Source organism: Luteibacter aegosomatissinici (assembly GCF_023078495.1).
Taxonomy (GTDB): domain Bacteria; phylum Pseudomonadota; class Gammaproteobacteria; order Xanthomonadales; family Rhodanobacteraceae; genus Luteibacter; species Luteibacter aegosomatissinici.
Window position 1 is genome coordinate 474582 of the sequence record NZ_CP095742.1, and the last position, 15517, is coordinate 490098.

11 protein-coding genes are annotated in these 15517 nt (G+C 67.5%); all 11 read left to right on the forward strand.

The window, feature by feature from the left end:
* Positions 1-54 precede the first annotated feature (54 nt).
* Entirely contained in the window at positions 55-6936 is a 6882-nt protein-coding gene (locus L2Y97_RS02110) for an ESPR-type extended signal peptide-containing protein (protein WP_247432353.1), read from the forward strand.
* A 205-nt stretch (positions 6937-7141) separates the two neighbouring features.
* Entirely contained in the window at positions 7142-8857 is a 1716-nt protein-coding gene (gspE, locus tag L2Y97_RS02115) for a type II secretion system ATPase GspE (RefSeq protein WP_247432355.1), read from the forward strand.
* A 2-nt stretch (positions 8858-8859) separates the two neighbouring features.
* Positions 8860-10077, forward strand: a complete 1218-nt coding sequence (gspF, locus tag L2Y97_RS02120) for a type II secretion system inner membrane protein GspF (RefSeq protein ID WP_247432358.1) — start codon at positions 8860-8862, stop codon at positions 10075-10077.
* Between the two features lie 27 nt (positions 10078-10104).
* Complete coding sequence (gene gspG, locus L2Y97_RS02125) at positions 10105-10530, forward strand: type II secretion system major pseudopilin GspG (protein WP_247432361.1); 426 nt, start codon at positions 10105-10107, stop codon at positions 10528-10530.
* 20 nt (positions 10531-10550) lie between these two features.
* Complete coding sequence (locus tag L2Y97_RS02130) at positions 10551-10991, forward strand: GspH/FimT family pseudopilin (RefSeq protein ID WP_247432364.1); 441 nt, start codon at positions 10551-10553, stop codon at positions 10989-10991.
* An 11-nt stretch (positions 10992-11002) separates the two neighbouring features.
* Entirely contained in the window at positions 11003-11413 is a 411-nt protein-coding gene (locus L2Y97_RS02135) for a type IV pilus modification PilV family protein (protein ID WP_247432367.1), read from the forward strand.
* Positions 11410-12075 (forward strand): prepilin-type N-terminal cleavage/methylation domain-containing protein, encoded by a 666-nt coding sequence (locus L2Y97_RS02140; RefSeq protein ID WP_247432369.1) that lies wholly within the window; start codon positions 11410-11412, stop codon positions 12073-12075. The genes L2Y97_RS02135 and L2Y97_RS02140 overlap by 4 nt, the downstream gene beginning before the upstream one ends.
* Positions 12072-12929 (forward strand): type II secretion system minor pseudopilin, encoded by an 858-nt coding sequence (locus L2Y97_RS02145; protein WP_247432372.1) that lies wholly within the window; start codon positions 12072-12074, stop codon positions 12927-12929. The genes L2Y97_RS02140 and L2Y97_RS02145 overlap by 4 nt, the downstream gene beginning before the upstream one ends.
* Positions 12926-14107, forward strand: coding sequence for a type II secretion system protein GspL (locus L2Y97_RS02150; RefSeq protein WP_247432375.1), 1182 nt, complete (start codon positions 12926-12928; stop codon positions 14105-14107). The genes L2Y97_RS02145 and L2Y97_RS02150 overlap by 4 nt, the downstream gene beginning before the upstream one ends.
* A complete protein-coding gene (gspM, locus tag L2Y97_RS02155; protein ID WP_247432377.1) occupies positions 14104-14718 on the forward strand; it encodes a type II secretion system protein GspM in 615 nt (204 codons plus the stop codon). Before L2Y97_RS02150 ends, gspM begins: the two co-directional genes overlap by 4 nt.
* Complete coding sequence (locus tag L2Y97_RS02160) at positions 14715-15485, forward strand: general secretion pathway protein GspN (protein ID WP_247432380.1); 771 nt, start codon at positions 14715-14717, stop codon at positions 15483-15485. Before gspM ends, L2Y97_RS02160 begins: the two co-directional genes overlap by 4 nt.
* Positions 15486-15517 lie beyond the last annotated feature (32 nt).

Genomic DNA, 15517 nt, shown 5'->3' on the forward strand with positions numbered 1-15517 from the left:
CGCGGCGCGCCCCGTCGCTGGCCGCACATAGCGGCACCCACGGGAGGAAGTTACGTGAATACGATCTACAGCAAGGTATGGAAAAAGTCGCTCGGGATCCTGGTCGTTGCATCGGAACATGCCCGTGCGAACGGCAAGGGCGGCGCCTCCCGACGCCTCCGCGCGAGCATGGCCGCGTTGCCGCTGCTTGCGGGCGCGGTGTTCGCGCTGGCCAGCCCGGCGGCGCATGCGGGTTCATCCGGGAGCAACAACGCACAGGCCGGCAACATCTGCAGCGGGTTCTCTTCCTTGCTCGCGCCGGTCGCCAAGGGCTACCAGGCTTTCGCGTGCGGGGCCCAGGCGAAGGCGGCGGGGGATTACAGCGTCGCGCTTGGCAACGCAGCCACATCGAAAGGGGATTACAGCACCGCCGTTGGCCAGGATGCGCAAGCAGCCGGGGACTTCGCGACGGCGCTTGGCCAGGGTGCCCGCGCCAGCGCGACGGATAGCGTAGCGCTCGGCCAGGGCGCGAACGCCGCCAACACGGGAAGCACGGCGGTGGGACGGGGTGCCCGCGCCATTGCCAATAACGCGGTGGCACTGGGTTCGGATTCCGTGGCCAACCGCGCGAACACGGTATCGGTAGGCCGCAGCGGCGGTGAGCGCCAGGTCGTGAACGTCGCCGATGGTTCGCAGGCCACCGATGCGGTGAACAAGCGCCAGCTCGATACCGTCAATTCACGCGTCACGACCGTCAACGGAAGGGTCGATACCGTCAATGGGCGCGTGGATACGGTGAATGGCCGTGTCGACACCGTGGCGGCGAACGTCGCGACCGTATCCGGCAAGGTGAACGCAGTCGATGCGGCCACCGCGGATGCACAGCATTACTTCAAGGCCCAGGGTACGGGTGATGGCAGCGATGATGCCACCGCCGCGGGAACGTTTAGCACCGCCGCGGGATCGGGTGCCTTCGCTGGCAGCGCTGGTGACAGTGCATTCGGCAGCGGTGCGTTCGCCACTGGTGGCAATGCTACCGCCGCTGGCTACGGCGCGACGGCGACCGGCCAGAACAGCGCGGCGTACGGTGCGGGCTCGCAGGCCAATGGCCCGGGCAGTGTGGCCGTGGGTGGCGTCGCCGTGGATGCGGATGGCAATCCGCTGATCACCAACGGTGGTGTTCCGGTCGACACCGGTGCGACCAGCGCGGATGTGGGGGGCACTGCCGTTGGTGCCAGCGCGCAGGCGGCTGGCTTCGCCGCATCGGCGGTCGGCGTGGGCGCCTATGCTGGCGGTGCGCAATCGGCTGCCGTGGGTGCGGTGGCAAACGCGATAGGTGATTACTCCACGGCGCTCGGTACGCAAAGCGTGGCGACGGGCGTCGCCAGCGTCGCACTGGGCGCGGGCTCGGTCGCCGATCGCGATAACACGGTTTCCGTCGGCGATGTCGGTGCCGAGCGGCAGATCACGAACGTTGCAGCGGGTACGGAAGATACCGATGCGGCGAACGTCGGCCAGGTGAACGATGCGGTCAATGGCGCCACTCGCTACTTCAAGGCGACCGGTGCCAACGACGGTAGCGATGATGCGACGGCGGTAGGTGACTATGCCGTAGCCTCGGGTTCCGGCGCGTTTGCCGGTGCGAATGGCGCAAGCGCCTACGGCAGTGGTTCGTTCGCATCGGGCGTCAACAGCACGGCGACCGGCTACGGCGCAACAGCAACCGGCCAGAACAGCGCGGCGTACGGCGCGGGCTCGCAGGCCAATGGCCCGGGCAGTGTGGCCGTGGGTGGCGTCGCCGTCGATGAAGACGGCAATCCGCTGATCACGAATGGTGGCGTCCCCGTCGATACCGGTGCGACCAGCGCCGATGTCGGTGGTACCGCGGTGGGTGCGAGTGCGCAGGCCGGTGGTTTCGCCGCTTCGGCGGTGGGTGTCGGTGCGTACGCAAGCGGCGCGCAGTCGTCGGCATTCGGCGCCGTGGCCAACGCGCTGGGTGACTACTCCACCGCCGTGGGTACGCAAAGCACGGCGGGTGGCACGAGCAGCGTTGCCGTGGGCGAAAGCGCAACGGCGACGGGCGACGAGAGCGTGGCTGTCGGCGGCAGCGCTTTTGGTTTCTTCACGGCACAGGCGACTGGGTACGCGACGACTGCGCTGGGTGCGGGCGCCTGGGCGACGGCGGACTACGCAACGGCGATTGGCTGGAATACGTACGCAGCGGCGGATAGTTCCACGGCGCTTGGCGAGTCGGCATCGGCACAGGATCTCGGCTCAAGCGCACTGGGCGCGGAAGCCATCGCCGTGGGCACGCAGTCCACAGCGGTGGGTGCTGTCTCGACGACGAATGGCGATTTCGCTTCGGCGATTGGCAGTGGTAGCTATGCGGGAGCAAACAACGCGACGGCGGTAGGTGGCCTGGCGAGCGCGACCGGCGAGGACAGTACAGCGGTAGGCGCGAACAGCGAAGCCTCCGGTGCCCGTTCGACGACGACCGGTGCATCAAGTGCCGCGTTCGGTGACGACAGCACGGCGAACGGCTACAGCGCGATCGCCGATGGCAGCGGTGCTACGGCCGTGGGTGCGAGCAGCGTGGCCGATAGCGATTACGCGACGGCGGTGGGCAACGGCGCCAGTGCGAATGGCGTGGGTGCATCGTCGCTGGGTGCGGGAGCCTTCGCCCAGGGCGATGGCGCCATCGCTGGCGGTTACGGTGCGACGTCGCAAGGCAAGAACACGGCGTCGTACGGCAGTGGTGCACAGGCCACGGCGAACAGCGCCACGGCGATCGGTGGCCAGGCGGTGGATGAGAATGGCGATCCGCTGATCACCTACAACGCGACGGGTGAAGCCGTGGGGCCGGCAACAGCATCGGGCCTGGCCGCGACGGCGGTGGGTGCGAGCGCGCAGGCCGAAGGACAGTTCGCCACGGCACTGGGCACAGCGGCGTTCGCGCAGGGAGAGCAGTCGCTGGCCGGCGGGTTCCTCTCCGAAGCCTCCGGCCAGGGTGCGACCGCGCTGGGTGGCCAGGCCTACGCGGCCGGCGCGCTCTCCACCTCGGTGGGCTACGGCACGGCCGCCTACAGCGACGGCGCGGTAGCGATCGGTGGTGGCGCGAGCGCGGCGGGTACCGGCAGCGTCGCGATCGGCCAGTACGCCGAGACCGGCTTCGCACTGTTCGGCCTCGAATCGGCCAACGCCGTGGCGCTGGGCACGAACAGCTGGGCGCTTGGCGATAGCAGTACCGCACTGGGCGCTGGGGCATGGGTCCTTGGCGATAACAGCGTGGCCCTGGGTGCCAATTCTTCCGCCGACCGTGACAACACGGTGTCGGTGGGTGACGTGGGTAGTGAGCGTCAGATCACCAATGTGGCCGCGGGCACCGAAGCGACGGATGCGGTGAACAAATCCCAGTTGGACGCGGTGTCGAATAACGTGACCGACGCGACGCGTTACTTCAAGGCCACGGGTGCGAACGATGGCAGCGATGACGCGACGGCGGTAGGTGACTATGCCGTAGCCTCGGGTTCCGGCGCGTTTGCCGGTGCGAATGGCGCAAGCGCCTACGGCAGTGGTTCGTTCGCATCGGGCGTCAACAGCACGGCGACCGGCTACGGCGCAACAGCAACCGGCCAGAACAGCGCGGCGTACGGCGCGGGCTCGCAGGCCAATGGCCCGGGCAGTGTGGCCGTGGGTGGTGTCGCCGTCGATGAAGACGGCAATCCGCTGATCACGAATGGTGGCGTCCCCGTCGATACCGGTGCGACCAGCGCCGATGTCGGTGGCACCGCGGTGGGTGCGAGTGCGCAGGCCGGTGGTTTCGCCGCGTCGGCCTTCGGCGTCGGTGCATTTGCCAATGGCACGCAATCGGTGGCGGTCGGTGCGGTAGCGAATGCGCTGGGCGAGATGTCGACGGCCGTGGGTACGCAGAGTGAAGCCAGCGGCGACAGCAGCACGGCGCTGGGCGAAAGCGCGACCGCGCAGGACCTGGGCTCGAGCGCCCTGGGTGCGCAGTCGCTGGCCAGCGGTACGCAGTCGACGGCCGTAGGTGCCGCGGCCGTCGCACAAGGTGATTTCGCCTCGGCGGTCGGTAGCGGCAGCTACGCAGGCAACACGAACGCGACCGCGGTTGGCGGGTTGGCGACGGCCACGGGCAGCGATAGCACGGCGGTGGGCCAGGCTAGCGAAGCCTCGGGTGCACGTTCGACCGCAACGGGTGGATCGAGCGCCGCGTTCGGCGACGACAGCACGGCGAATGGCTACAGCGCGATCGCCGATGGCAGCGGCGCGACGGCGGTAGGTGCGAGCAGCGTGGCCGATAGCGATTACGCGACGGCGGTGGGCAACGGCGCCAGTGCGAATGGCGTGGGTGCATCGTCGCTGGGTGCGGGAGCCTTCGCCCAGGGTGATGGCGCCATCGCTGGCGGTTACGGTGCGACGTCGCAAGGCAAGAACACGGCGTCGTACGGCAGTGGTGCACAGGCCACGGCGAACAGCGCCACGGCGATCGGTGGCCAGGCGGTGGATGAGAATGGCGATCCGCTGATCACCTACAACGCGACGGGTGAAGCCGTGGGGCCGGCAACAGCATCGGGCCTGGCCGCGACGGCGGTGGGTGCGAGCGCGCAGGCCGAAGGACAGTTCGCCACGGCACTGGGCACAGCGGCGTTCGCGCAGGGAGAGCAGTCGCTGGCCGGCGGGTTCCTCTCCGAAGCCTCCGGCCAGGGTGCGACCGCGCTGGGTGGCCAGGCCTACGCGGCCGGCGCGCTCTCCACCTCGGTGGGCTACGGCACGGCCGCCTACAGCGACGGCGCGGTAGCGATCGGTGGTGGCGCGAGCGCGGCGGGTACCGGCAGCGTCGCGATCGGCCAGTACGCCGAGACCGGCTTCGCGCTCTTCGGCCTCGAATCGGCCAATGCCGTGGCGCTGGGCACGAACAGCTGGGCGCTTGGCGATAGCAGCACCGCACTGGGTGCCGGGGCATGGGCCCTTGGCGATAACAGCGTGGCCCTGGGTGCCAATTCTTCCGCCGACCGTGACAACACGGTGTCGGTGGGTGACGTGGGTAGTGAGCGTCAGATCACCAATGTGGCCGCGGGCACCGAAGCGACGGATGCGGTGAACAAATCCCAGCTGGATGCCGTGGCCGGCAGCGTCAGTGACGCCAGCCATTTCTTCAAGGCAACCGGCACGGGCGACGGATCGGACGACGCCACGGCGGCTGGCCAGTTCGCTACCGCCGCAGGTTCGGGTGCGTTTGCTGGCGGCACCGGTGACAGTGCCATCGGCAGTGGCGCGTTCGCCAACGGGGGCAACGCCACCGCCATCGGCACTACGTCGACGGCGACGGGCGCGGCGAGTACCGCGCTGGGTGCGCAGTCCGAAGCCAGCGCCGCAAACAGCGTGGCGTTGGGCGCCGGGTCGGTGGCGCAGCGGGACAACACGGTATCCGTGGGTTCGGCGGGCGCCGAACGCCAGGTCACCAACGTCGCGGCTGCCACGCAGTCGACCGATGCGGTGAACAAGGGCCAGCTCGATACCCTGGCGGACAGCGTGAGCAGTGCGGCGCACTATGTGTCTGCCACGGGCGCCAACGATGGATCGGATGACGCCAGCGCGGCCGGAGCGTATGCAACGGCAGTGGGCGCCGGCAGCAGCGCAGCGGGTGACCTGTCGACGGCGATAGGCTCGTTCGCTACCGCCAGCAAGGAGTCCGGCACGGCGATCGGCGCCTCGGCAAACGCCGCCGGTGCGGGCGCCACAGCCATAGGCGACAGCGCGCGTGCGACCGCGGCCAACTCCGTGGCGCTCGGTAGCGGTTCGGTCGCGACCCGCGCCAACACCGTATCGGTCGGTTCGGCGAGCGGTAACCGGCAGATCACTAACGTGGCGGCAGGTACCCAGGGCACGGATGCGGTCAACCTCACCCAGCTGAATTCGGCCTTGAGCAGTGCGTTTGCCGGTACCAGCAACGCCGCAGGCAATGCGGTGGCGCTGGCCCTCGGTGGCGGCGCCACCATGGGCGCCAACGGGTTCATTGGTCCGGTGTACCGCGTCCAGGGGAGCTCGTACGGGACGGTGGGTGATGCGGTGGGTGCGTTGGACGGGGCACTCAGCTCGATCAATACGCGGGTCAGCAAGCTGGAATCGGGAACGGCAGGTTCGCCCGGAACGGGCCCGACCCGTCCGCGCGTGAACGCGGCGGTGGCCGCCGCCCCTGCACCGGCTGCCGCCACGCCCGCGGCGGTGGCACCGGTCGCCCAGGCGCAGGCCATCGTGGAAGGCACCGGTGATGGCACGGCGATCGGTACGGGCAGCTACGCCAAGGATCCGACCGACCTTGCCATCGGCAACAACGCAACCATCGGTGCGGCCGACAGCACGGCGGTGGGTACGGGCGCTACGGTGACGGCGGCGGCAACCAACAGTGTCGCGTTGGGTGCCAACTCGGTGGCCGATCAGCCGAACACGGTGTCCGTCGGTTCGGCCGGCGCCGAGCGGCGGGTGACGAACGTCGCGGCCGGTACCGCGCCGACCGACGCGGCCAACGTCAGCCAGGTGGACCAGGCCCTGACCACGGCCAAGTCGTATGCCGACCAGGGCGATGCCAGCACGCTGACCCAGGCCAAGGCGTACACCGACCAGAAGTTCGGCGACATCGTGAGTGGCGGTGCGTTCGATGAGTACAAGCGTGAGGTCGACCACCGTTTCAACAATCTCAACGATCGTCTGAACAAGGTCGGCGCCATGGGAGCGGCCATGTCGCAGATGGCCTTCAGCGCCCAGGGCGTCAGCGGGGATAACCGGCTGGGTGTCGGCGCGGGCGGCTACAAGGGCCAGGGCGCGCTGTCGGTGGGTTACTCACGGGCACTGTCGTCGCACGCGGCGCTGACCTTCGGCGCCGCCGTCAGCGGAGGTGAGACTTCCGGTGGTGTCGGTGTAGGCATCGGCTGGTAATTGACTAGGCGGCCGCCTACACGGGGCCGCCGAAACCTTGCGAGGCCGGCGGCGACGCCGGCCTTCGCTTTGTTGCAGCGCGTCGCAGGATGCGCGTCGCACGGTCGCCCCGGAAGCATGGTCTGTGCTACCAATAGCGGCCCATGGCCCCAGGAACGGGGGCATCGATACCGCAACGTACGGAGCGTGATAAAGCATGTCTGCGATGACCGAGCATAGGGACATGCTTACCGGCGAACCGGGCGAAGCCCAGGTCTGCGCGCACCTGGTCGCGCATGGCCGCCTGAAAGACACTGACCTCGCCCGGGCACGGCGCCTGCACGACGAGACGCCCGAGGGCACCCTCACGGCGTTGATGGCCCGCCTCGGCCTGGTGTCGGAGCGTGACCTGGCGGATGCCTGGGCGGCCTTGCTGGGGCTGCCGCTGCTGGCCGCGAAGGACGCCCCCGAGATGCCGCCGGCCGATGTCGAACTTTCGGTCCGCTTCCTGAAGCAGTACCACGTCGTGCCCGTGCGCGAGGGCGACGATGGCCTGGCCTTGCTGGTGTCCGACCCCGCCGATCCTTACCCGCTCCAGGCTGTCGCGCTGGCTACCGGCCGGGAGGTGCAGTTGCGCGTGGGCCTGCGTTCGGAGATCGATGACCTGATCGAGCGCTATTACGGCCAGGGCCGTTCGGCGATGGGCAGCATCGTCGAGAGCCTCGATGGCAGCGCGGCGGTCGAAGACGACGTGGAACACCTGCGCGACCTGGCCTCGGAGGCCCCGGTCATCCGGCTGGTCAACCTGATCCTGCAGCGCGCCGTCGAGCAGCGTGCTTCCGACGTACACATCGAACCGTTTGAGAACCGCCTGAAGGTGCGCTATCGCATCGACGGTGTGCTGCACGAAGTCGAAGCGCCGCCCTCGAGTTCCACCGCCGCCGTGATCTCGCGCGTCAAGATCATGGCCCGGCTGAATATCGCCGAGCGCCGCCTGCCGCAGGATGGCCGCATCCAGCTGCGCGTGCAGGGCAAGGAGCTCGACCTGCGCGTTTCCACCGTGCCCACCAGCTTCGGCGAATCGGTGGTCATGCGTATCCTCGATCGCGAATCGGTCGTGTTCGATTTCGAATCGCTTGGCTTCACCGACAGTTTCCGCGACAGCTTCGTCGAGGTGCTCGATCGCCCGCACGGCATCCTGCTGGTCACGGGTCCCACCGGCTCAGGCAAGACCACCACGCTGTACACCGCGCTGTCGCAGATCAACACGCCCGACGTCAAGATCATCACCGTCGAAGACCCGGTGGAATACCAGATCGAGGGCATCAACCAGATCCAGGTGAAGCCGCAGATCGGCCTGGATTTTGCCGGTGCGCTTCGCTCGATCGTGCGCCAGGATCCCGACGTGATCATGATCGGCGAAATGCGTGACCTGGAAACCTGCCGAATCGCCATCCAGTCCGCACTGACCGGCCACCTTGTGCTGTCCACGCTGCATACCAACAGCGCGGCGGGCGGTGTGACCCGCCTGCTGGACATGGGTGTGGAAGATTACCTGCTGGGCTCCACGGTCAACGGCATCCTTGCGCAGCGCCTTGTACGCCGCCTGGATCCCGAGACGGCCGTTGCATACGAGGCATTGCCCGAGGTCATCGAGCAGTTCCAGCTACACAAGTACACCGACGAGCGCCCGATCCGGCTGTGGAAACCCGGTTCGAGCGCGGCCAATCCCACCGGCTACCGCGGCCGTCGCGCCATCATGGAGTTCCTGGTGATGAGCGATCCCATCCGCCGGCTTGTCATGCAGCGCGCGGATGCGGGCGAGATCGAGCGGCAGGCGCGCTCCGAAGGCATGCGTACGATGTATGAGGATGGCCTGGCCAAGGCCGTATTGGGCGTCACCACCATTGAGGAAGTCCTGCGCGTCACGCAGGAGAGCTGACCATGAGCCAGTTCCGCTACCGCGCGATCAGCGCCGCCGGCGAGATGCTGGCGGGACGCATGGAAGCCACGTCAATCGAGGACGTCGTGGCACGGCTGCAGGAGCAGGGCCATGTGCCACTCGAAGCGGCACCGGCCGAAGGCGACGCCGGCGGCGGCAGCCTCGCCGCGCTGTTTCGCAAAGGGCCCTTCACAGGTGACCAGCTGGCCCAGTTCACGCACCAGCTCGCCACGCTGCTGGGTGCCGGCCAGCCACTGGATCGCGCCCTTGGCATCCTCCTCGACCTGCCCGAAGGCGAGCGTGCGAAGAACATGGTGGAGCGGATCCGCGACCGCGTACGCGGCGGCACCACGCTCTCTACCGCGCTGGATGAAGAAAACGGCGTGTTCCCGCGCCTGTACATCAGCCTGGTTCGTGCGGGCGAGGCGGGCGGTTCGCTCGACGAAACCCTGCGCCGGCTTGCCGATTACCTCGAGCGCGCCCAGGCGCTGCGCGGCAGCATCATCAATGCATTGATCTATCCGGCCTTCCTCATGGTCGGCGTACTTGGTTCGCTGGTGTTGCTGCTGGCTTACGTGGTGCCCCAGTTCGTTCCGATTTTTGCCGATATGCAGGTGCCGATTCCGCTCATCACCCAGATCGTGCTGGCGATCGGTACGGTGATTGGCGACTGGTGGTGGGCCATCGCGCTCCTGATCGTCGTGCTGGTGGTGTTCCTGCAGATGCGCCTGCGTGACCCGGATGCGAAGCTGCGCTTCCACGCGCGCCTGCTCGGCATGCGTGTCGCTGGCCCGCTGCTGCTAAAGGTGGAGACAGCACGAATCGCACGCACGCTGGGCACGCTGTTGAAAAACGGGGTGCCCTTGCTCGGCGCACTTTCCATTGCGCGCCAGGTGACCGGTAACCGGGCACTCGACATGGCCCTCGAACAGGCCGCCGATCGCGTGAAGGGGGGAACGGGGCTGGGCAGCGCGTTGTCACAGACAGAGCGTTTCCCCCGTCTTGCCCTGCAGATGATCCAGGTGGGTGAGGAGGCCGGCGCGCTGGACACCATGTTGCTGAAAGTAGCGGATACGTTCGATGTTGAGGCGAAGCGCGCGATCGACCGGCTGTTGGCCGCCCTCGTTCCTACGCTCACCATCGTCATGACCGTCCTCGTGGCTTTCATCATGGCGGCGATCCTGCTGCCGCTGCTCAGCCTCACCAGCAATATCAATTGACCGAATCGTTCCCCAGGAGTTTTGCCCATGCGCTCGACCCGTACCCTCCGACACAGCCACGCCCGCGGCTTCACGCTGCTGGAAATGCTCGCGGTGATCGTGCTGATCGGCATCATCGGCGCCATCGTCGTCACCCAGGTCGGCAAGAACGTCGACAAGGGCAAGTACGGCGCCGGCAAGGCCCAGCTCACCACGCTCACGCAGAAGATCGACAACTACTCGCTCGATAATGGCGCGCCGCCCGCATCGCTTGATGCGCTGGTGACCAAGCCCGCGGATGCGCAGAACTGGCAGGGCCCCTACGCCAAGGCGTCTGACCTGAAGGATCCGTGGGGCCACGCGTTCGGCTACCGTTTCCCGGGTGAGCATGGCCAGTACGACCTGGTGTTCTATGGCCAGGATGGCAAGGCCGGCGGCGACGGCTATTCGGCCGACGTTGGTAACTGGCAGTAAGGCAGGCGGGGTTCACGGCCATGCGCGTGCGCGGTTTCACGCTGTTCGAGATGCTGGCCGTGATCCTGCTGATCGGCCTCGCCGCAGCCGCCGTTTCCATACCGGTCACGCAGGGCCTGGCCAGTGCGCGCGTCAATGCGGCGAGCGGCGAACTCGCCGCGGCGCTGCGTTATACGCGCACCCAGGCCATCGTAAAGGGCGAAAGCCAGGCGCTTGAGGTCGATGTGCGTGCCGCCACGTACCGGCCACCCGGCAAGGGCGATGTGCACCTGCCTCGTGACATGCGCGTCGCCATTACCAGCGCGCGCGAAGACCAGGCCAACGCCACCACGGGTCGTATTCGTTTCTTCCCCGATGGCAGCTCCACCGGCGGGCGCATCACGTTGACGCGCGGCCAACGCGAATGGCATGTCAACGTGGGCTGGCTCACCGGCGCGGTCAGTGTGGTGGCGCCACGATGATCCGGCATGGCATGCACGCCCGCCGCCGTGCGGCGGGTTTCAGCCTGCTCGAGGTCATTGCGGCCATTGCGGTGCTGGCGATCACGTTTGCCGCCCTTATGCAGGTCGCGGGCAGCGCCATAAGCCTCACCACGCGCGCCAACGAGCGCACGCAGGCCGCGCTGCGCGCGCGCAGCCTGCTCGATGGTGCATTCATCATGGAGCCGGTGCAGGAAGGCAGCAGCGAAGGACGATTTGACGACACGTACCGCTGGCGATTGAACGTGGCGCCGTTCAACGTTGGCGATGCGCCCACGGATACCGGCAACGGCGCGCGCATGTACCGCCTCGACCTGGACGTGCTGTGGGGCGACGATGGGCGCGAGCGTCGTGCCCATTTTTCCACGCTGCGCTTTGGTGTTCCGCAAGGTAGTGGGCCATGAAGCGCTCGCATGGCTTCAGCCTGATGGAGGTACTGGCGGCGCTCGCGCTGCTTTCCATCGTGCTGCTTGGCGTGTACTCAGGCATCAGTACCGCGGGGCGTATCGTCCGCAGCGGCGATCGCGCCATCGAACGCATGGATGAGGTTCGCTCCACCCAGGCGTACCTGCGTAGTGAGCTGGCGCAGGCGCTGGTCATGCCTTTCGGTGAAACCGACGACGGCGATCCGGTCGTCTTCGCTGGCGCATCGGACAAGATCACGTTCGTCGCTCCCATGCCGGGCTATCTGTCGCGGCTGGGTCCGCAAATGCAGGTGGTGGCGCTGGTGGCCGATGGTCGTGACGACTACCGGCTCGAGGTGAGCCTGTTCCTCTTGCCCCCGGATGGCAGTGAGCCAAAGGCGCTGGGCGATCCGCAGGTTTTGCTCCGCGGCATCCACAAGGGGACCTTCAGCTATCGCGGCATGGACGAACAGAACAAGCCGATGGATTGGCAGGAAAAATGGGCCGATGGACGCCGGACACCCTCGCTGGTACGCATAGCGCTCGATCTCGACGGGACGACCGCGTTTCCCACGATGATCGCCCCGCTACGTATCGATCCATCGGCATCCCGCAACGGTTTCTCACTGTCGCGCGGGTCGCGCGGGCCGGTGGTGCGATGAGTACGCTGCGGGTTCAGCGCGGCGTGGCGTTGCTCATCGTGCTGTGGGGCTGCACGTTGCTCGCCATCATGCTGGGCGGGTTCGCCGCCCTGGCACGTACCGAGGGCCTTCAGGCGCGCTACCAGTTCGCGCAGACGCGCGCGCACTACGCGGCCGAGGCGGGCATCATGCGGGCCATCGATGGCCTGCAGACGCCTGATCCGCAGGCACGCTGGATCGCCGATGGCCGGAGCTACACGTTTGCCTTCGACGATGCGAAGGTCGACATCACCATCGTCGATGAAGACGGCAAGGTCGACTTGAATGCCGCCTCGGCGGACGTGCTATCCGGGTTGTTCAAGGCCGCTGGCGCCGACGACGACCGGGCGCAGAAGTTGTCCGCCGCCGTGCAGGACTGGCGTCGACCCGGCGACGCGGCATTGCCTAACGGGGCAAAGCGACCGCAGTACGAAGCGGCAGGCCTGGATTACGGCCCGCGCAATGGCCCGTTCGCGACCGTCGAAGAGGCCCGCATGGTGCTTGGCATGGACGCGAAGCTGTGGACCGTTATCGCGCCCGCCATCACCATCTGGTCGGGGCGCGAACGGCCCAACACCGAACACGCGCAGCCGCTCGCACTGGCCGCCATCCCCGGCCTGGGGAGTGCCGGCGCCACGGCCATTCTCGCTACGCGCGCCCAGGCGGGCGGTGCCGCGGTCGCGGGCGGCAATGGCGTCACCCACACGATCCACGCGGAGGCGATCCTTGACGACGGAACGAGGAGTTCCCTGACATCAACGATCAGACTTCGTGGGATAAGATCCGGAAACCAGCCCTACGCGATCTTGCGTTGGCGCGAAGGAGACAGCGAATGACGGCCCTGCAGGATGCCTCCCAGCTACAGCTCGAACGCTTCCGTCGCGCATGGCGCGGCAGCGCGTTGCCGGGCTTCCTGAGCTGGTGGTTCGGCGAGCTGGCGAACCTCGTCCCTGCGCGTTGGCGGGATGCCTTTACCGGTGGGCAGCGCTGGTACATCATCGAGCGCGGCGAGGACGGGTGGATACTTCGCCGGGCTGGTGAAGCCACAGTGCTCGCCACTGCCGATGACATCGATGCCGTCGAACACCGCACGGCCCAGTTTTCACGCGTCCTGGCCGAGGCGGATCCGGCCGACCGCCGCGTCGCCCTGGTGTTGCCGGCGGGCCATGTCCTGCGCCGCCGGCTTGTATTGCCTGTCGCCGCGCGCGACAACCTCCGCCAGGTCGTCGGGTTCGATGTGGACCGGCAAACACCGTTCCGCGCCGACGAGGTGCACTTCGGTGTACGCGACCTGGGTGAACCGGCAGGCGAAAACCGGTTCGCGGCGGAACTGGCGGCGACGCCGCGCAGTGCGCTCGATCCCCTGCTCGATGAGCTCGGTGCGCTTGGCATCACGCCCGACCGGGTCGATGTCGCAAAAGGCCATGGGCTGGCTGGGGTCGATCTTCTTCCGCCGCAGCGCGCACCACGCCGCGTCGATCGCCGACGCCGCATCAACATCGCACTTGCCGTGGGCGTCATCATCCTGGCCGTGGCAGCCATGGCTACCTGGCTCCATAACCGTGCGGTCGCGCTGGATGCGATGCGCGCAGAGGTTGACGCCATGCAGGCCGATGCAAAACGCGTCGGCGCATTACGCCAGCGCCTCACCGAGAGTGCAGGGGCATCGGGCTTTCTCGCCAGGCGCAAGGCCGAATCGGCTGCCATCCTGCCGGTACTGAACGAACTTACGGCTCGCCTGCCGGATGACACGTGGCTGGAGCGTTTCACGCTGAACGCCAGTGGGCAGATCGGCTTCCAGGGCCAGAGTCCCCAGGCAGCGCGTCTTATCGATGCACTCAAGGGGGCGAAGACCATCGCCGAACCCAGCTTCCAGGGCACGATCCAGACCGACCCGACCTCAGGCAAGGAGCGCTTTTACATGCAAGCGAAGGCATTGACGCCGAAGCCGGCCGCCGCGGGGGCACCCGTGCCGTCGGCCAGCACCGCGGGCCCGAAGGGGGCCGCACCATGATCACCGTGGCAAAGATGAAGCCGGGCGAGTCGCGTATCGCGGCTATCGTGTTGCTGCTCATTGCGCTCACGGCCGTGTATTTCCTGTTCATACACTGGTGGTTTGTCGCCCCGCAGCTCAGCATGGCCGATGAGATGGATGACCTGCGCGATACGCAGCGGCGTTACGCGGCAGCCATCGCCGAGCGCCCGCAGCTGGAAAAGCGCCTAGCCACCCTGGAGCAGGGGCAGACGCGCAGTGATGCGTTCCTCGCGGGCGATGACACCAACGCCGCAGCGGCGGGGCTCATGCAGCGAGTCGTCGATGTGGCGGCGGCACACAAGGAAGATGGTGCCTGCGACGTGGTGCAGAAAATGCCCGTGCCTGCGCAGGACAAGGCAGGCGATCCTTACCGCAAGGTCACCGTGAACATCAGCCTGCGCTGCCAGATGCAGCCCATGGCCGCGGTGCTGCACGATATCGAAGAAGAGGCACCTTACCTGTTCATCGAGGATTTCAGCATTTATCGCAACCCGGTCGCCGCGCGCAACGGCGGCAATGCACCCCTCGAAGTCCAGTTCACCGTATCCGGTTACATCCATGCCGCGCGCGCGGCGAAGGCGGCCTCGTGAACGCGGCGGGCCAGCGTCGCCTGACGCCCATCCTCGCCGGCATTGCCATCGCACTTGCCTGTACCACCGCCGCTTTTGCCGTCGGCGTGGGCCGTGGCGTGCACTGGGATGATCCAAACGCACCCGAGCCGTTACCGCCCGTGCGTGCCGCAAGCATGCCGGCGCCATCGCCACTGGCGAACTTCGCCGAGACCTGGCAGCGTCCGTTGTTCATGGCCGATCGCAAGCCGGTCGCCTCGACGGGGGGCGACGATAACGCGGCGAACATCGGTGATCTGGAACTGACAGGCATCATCATGACCGATGGCCTGCACATGGCCCTGTTGCGTGACCGCGACAAGGGTACCGCCGTACGCGTGAAAGAAGGCGCCGCGCTGCAGGAGGGGCACTGGACGCTTGCCTCGCTCACGCCGCGCAGTGCCGTGTTTGATAACGGTGGCCAGCGACGCGAGCTCACGTTGAAGGTGGCGGCCCCCGATCCGCTCGCCAATGCGAAGCCGGGTGGCCCGACGCCGCCGGGCGCGCAGCCGCCACGGCCGCCGCAAGCCAGCGCCGATGATGGCGTCAGGGTTGTCCAGCCGCAGGGCGGTGGCATGACCGGCCCGGCGCTACCCCATCCACCGGCGTCCTCCGGTACGCGTAGTCCGCCACCGCGTCAGGACGATGCCGATCTGCAGCGGGCGCGTATCGAAGCCTTGAAGCAGGCGGTACAGAAGCGCCGCATGGAGCAGCAGCAGGAGCAGCAAAGGCAACAGGACGTCCGTTAATCGGCGCATCGCGCCCCCTCATGGAAAGAGGA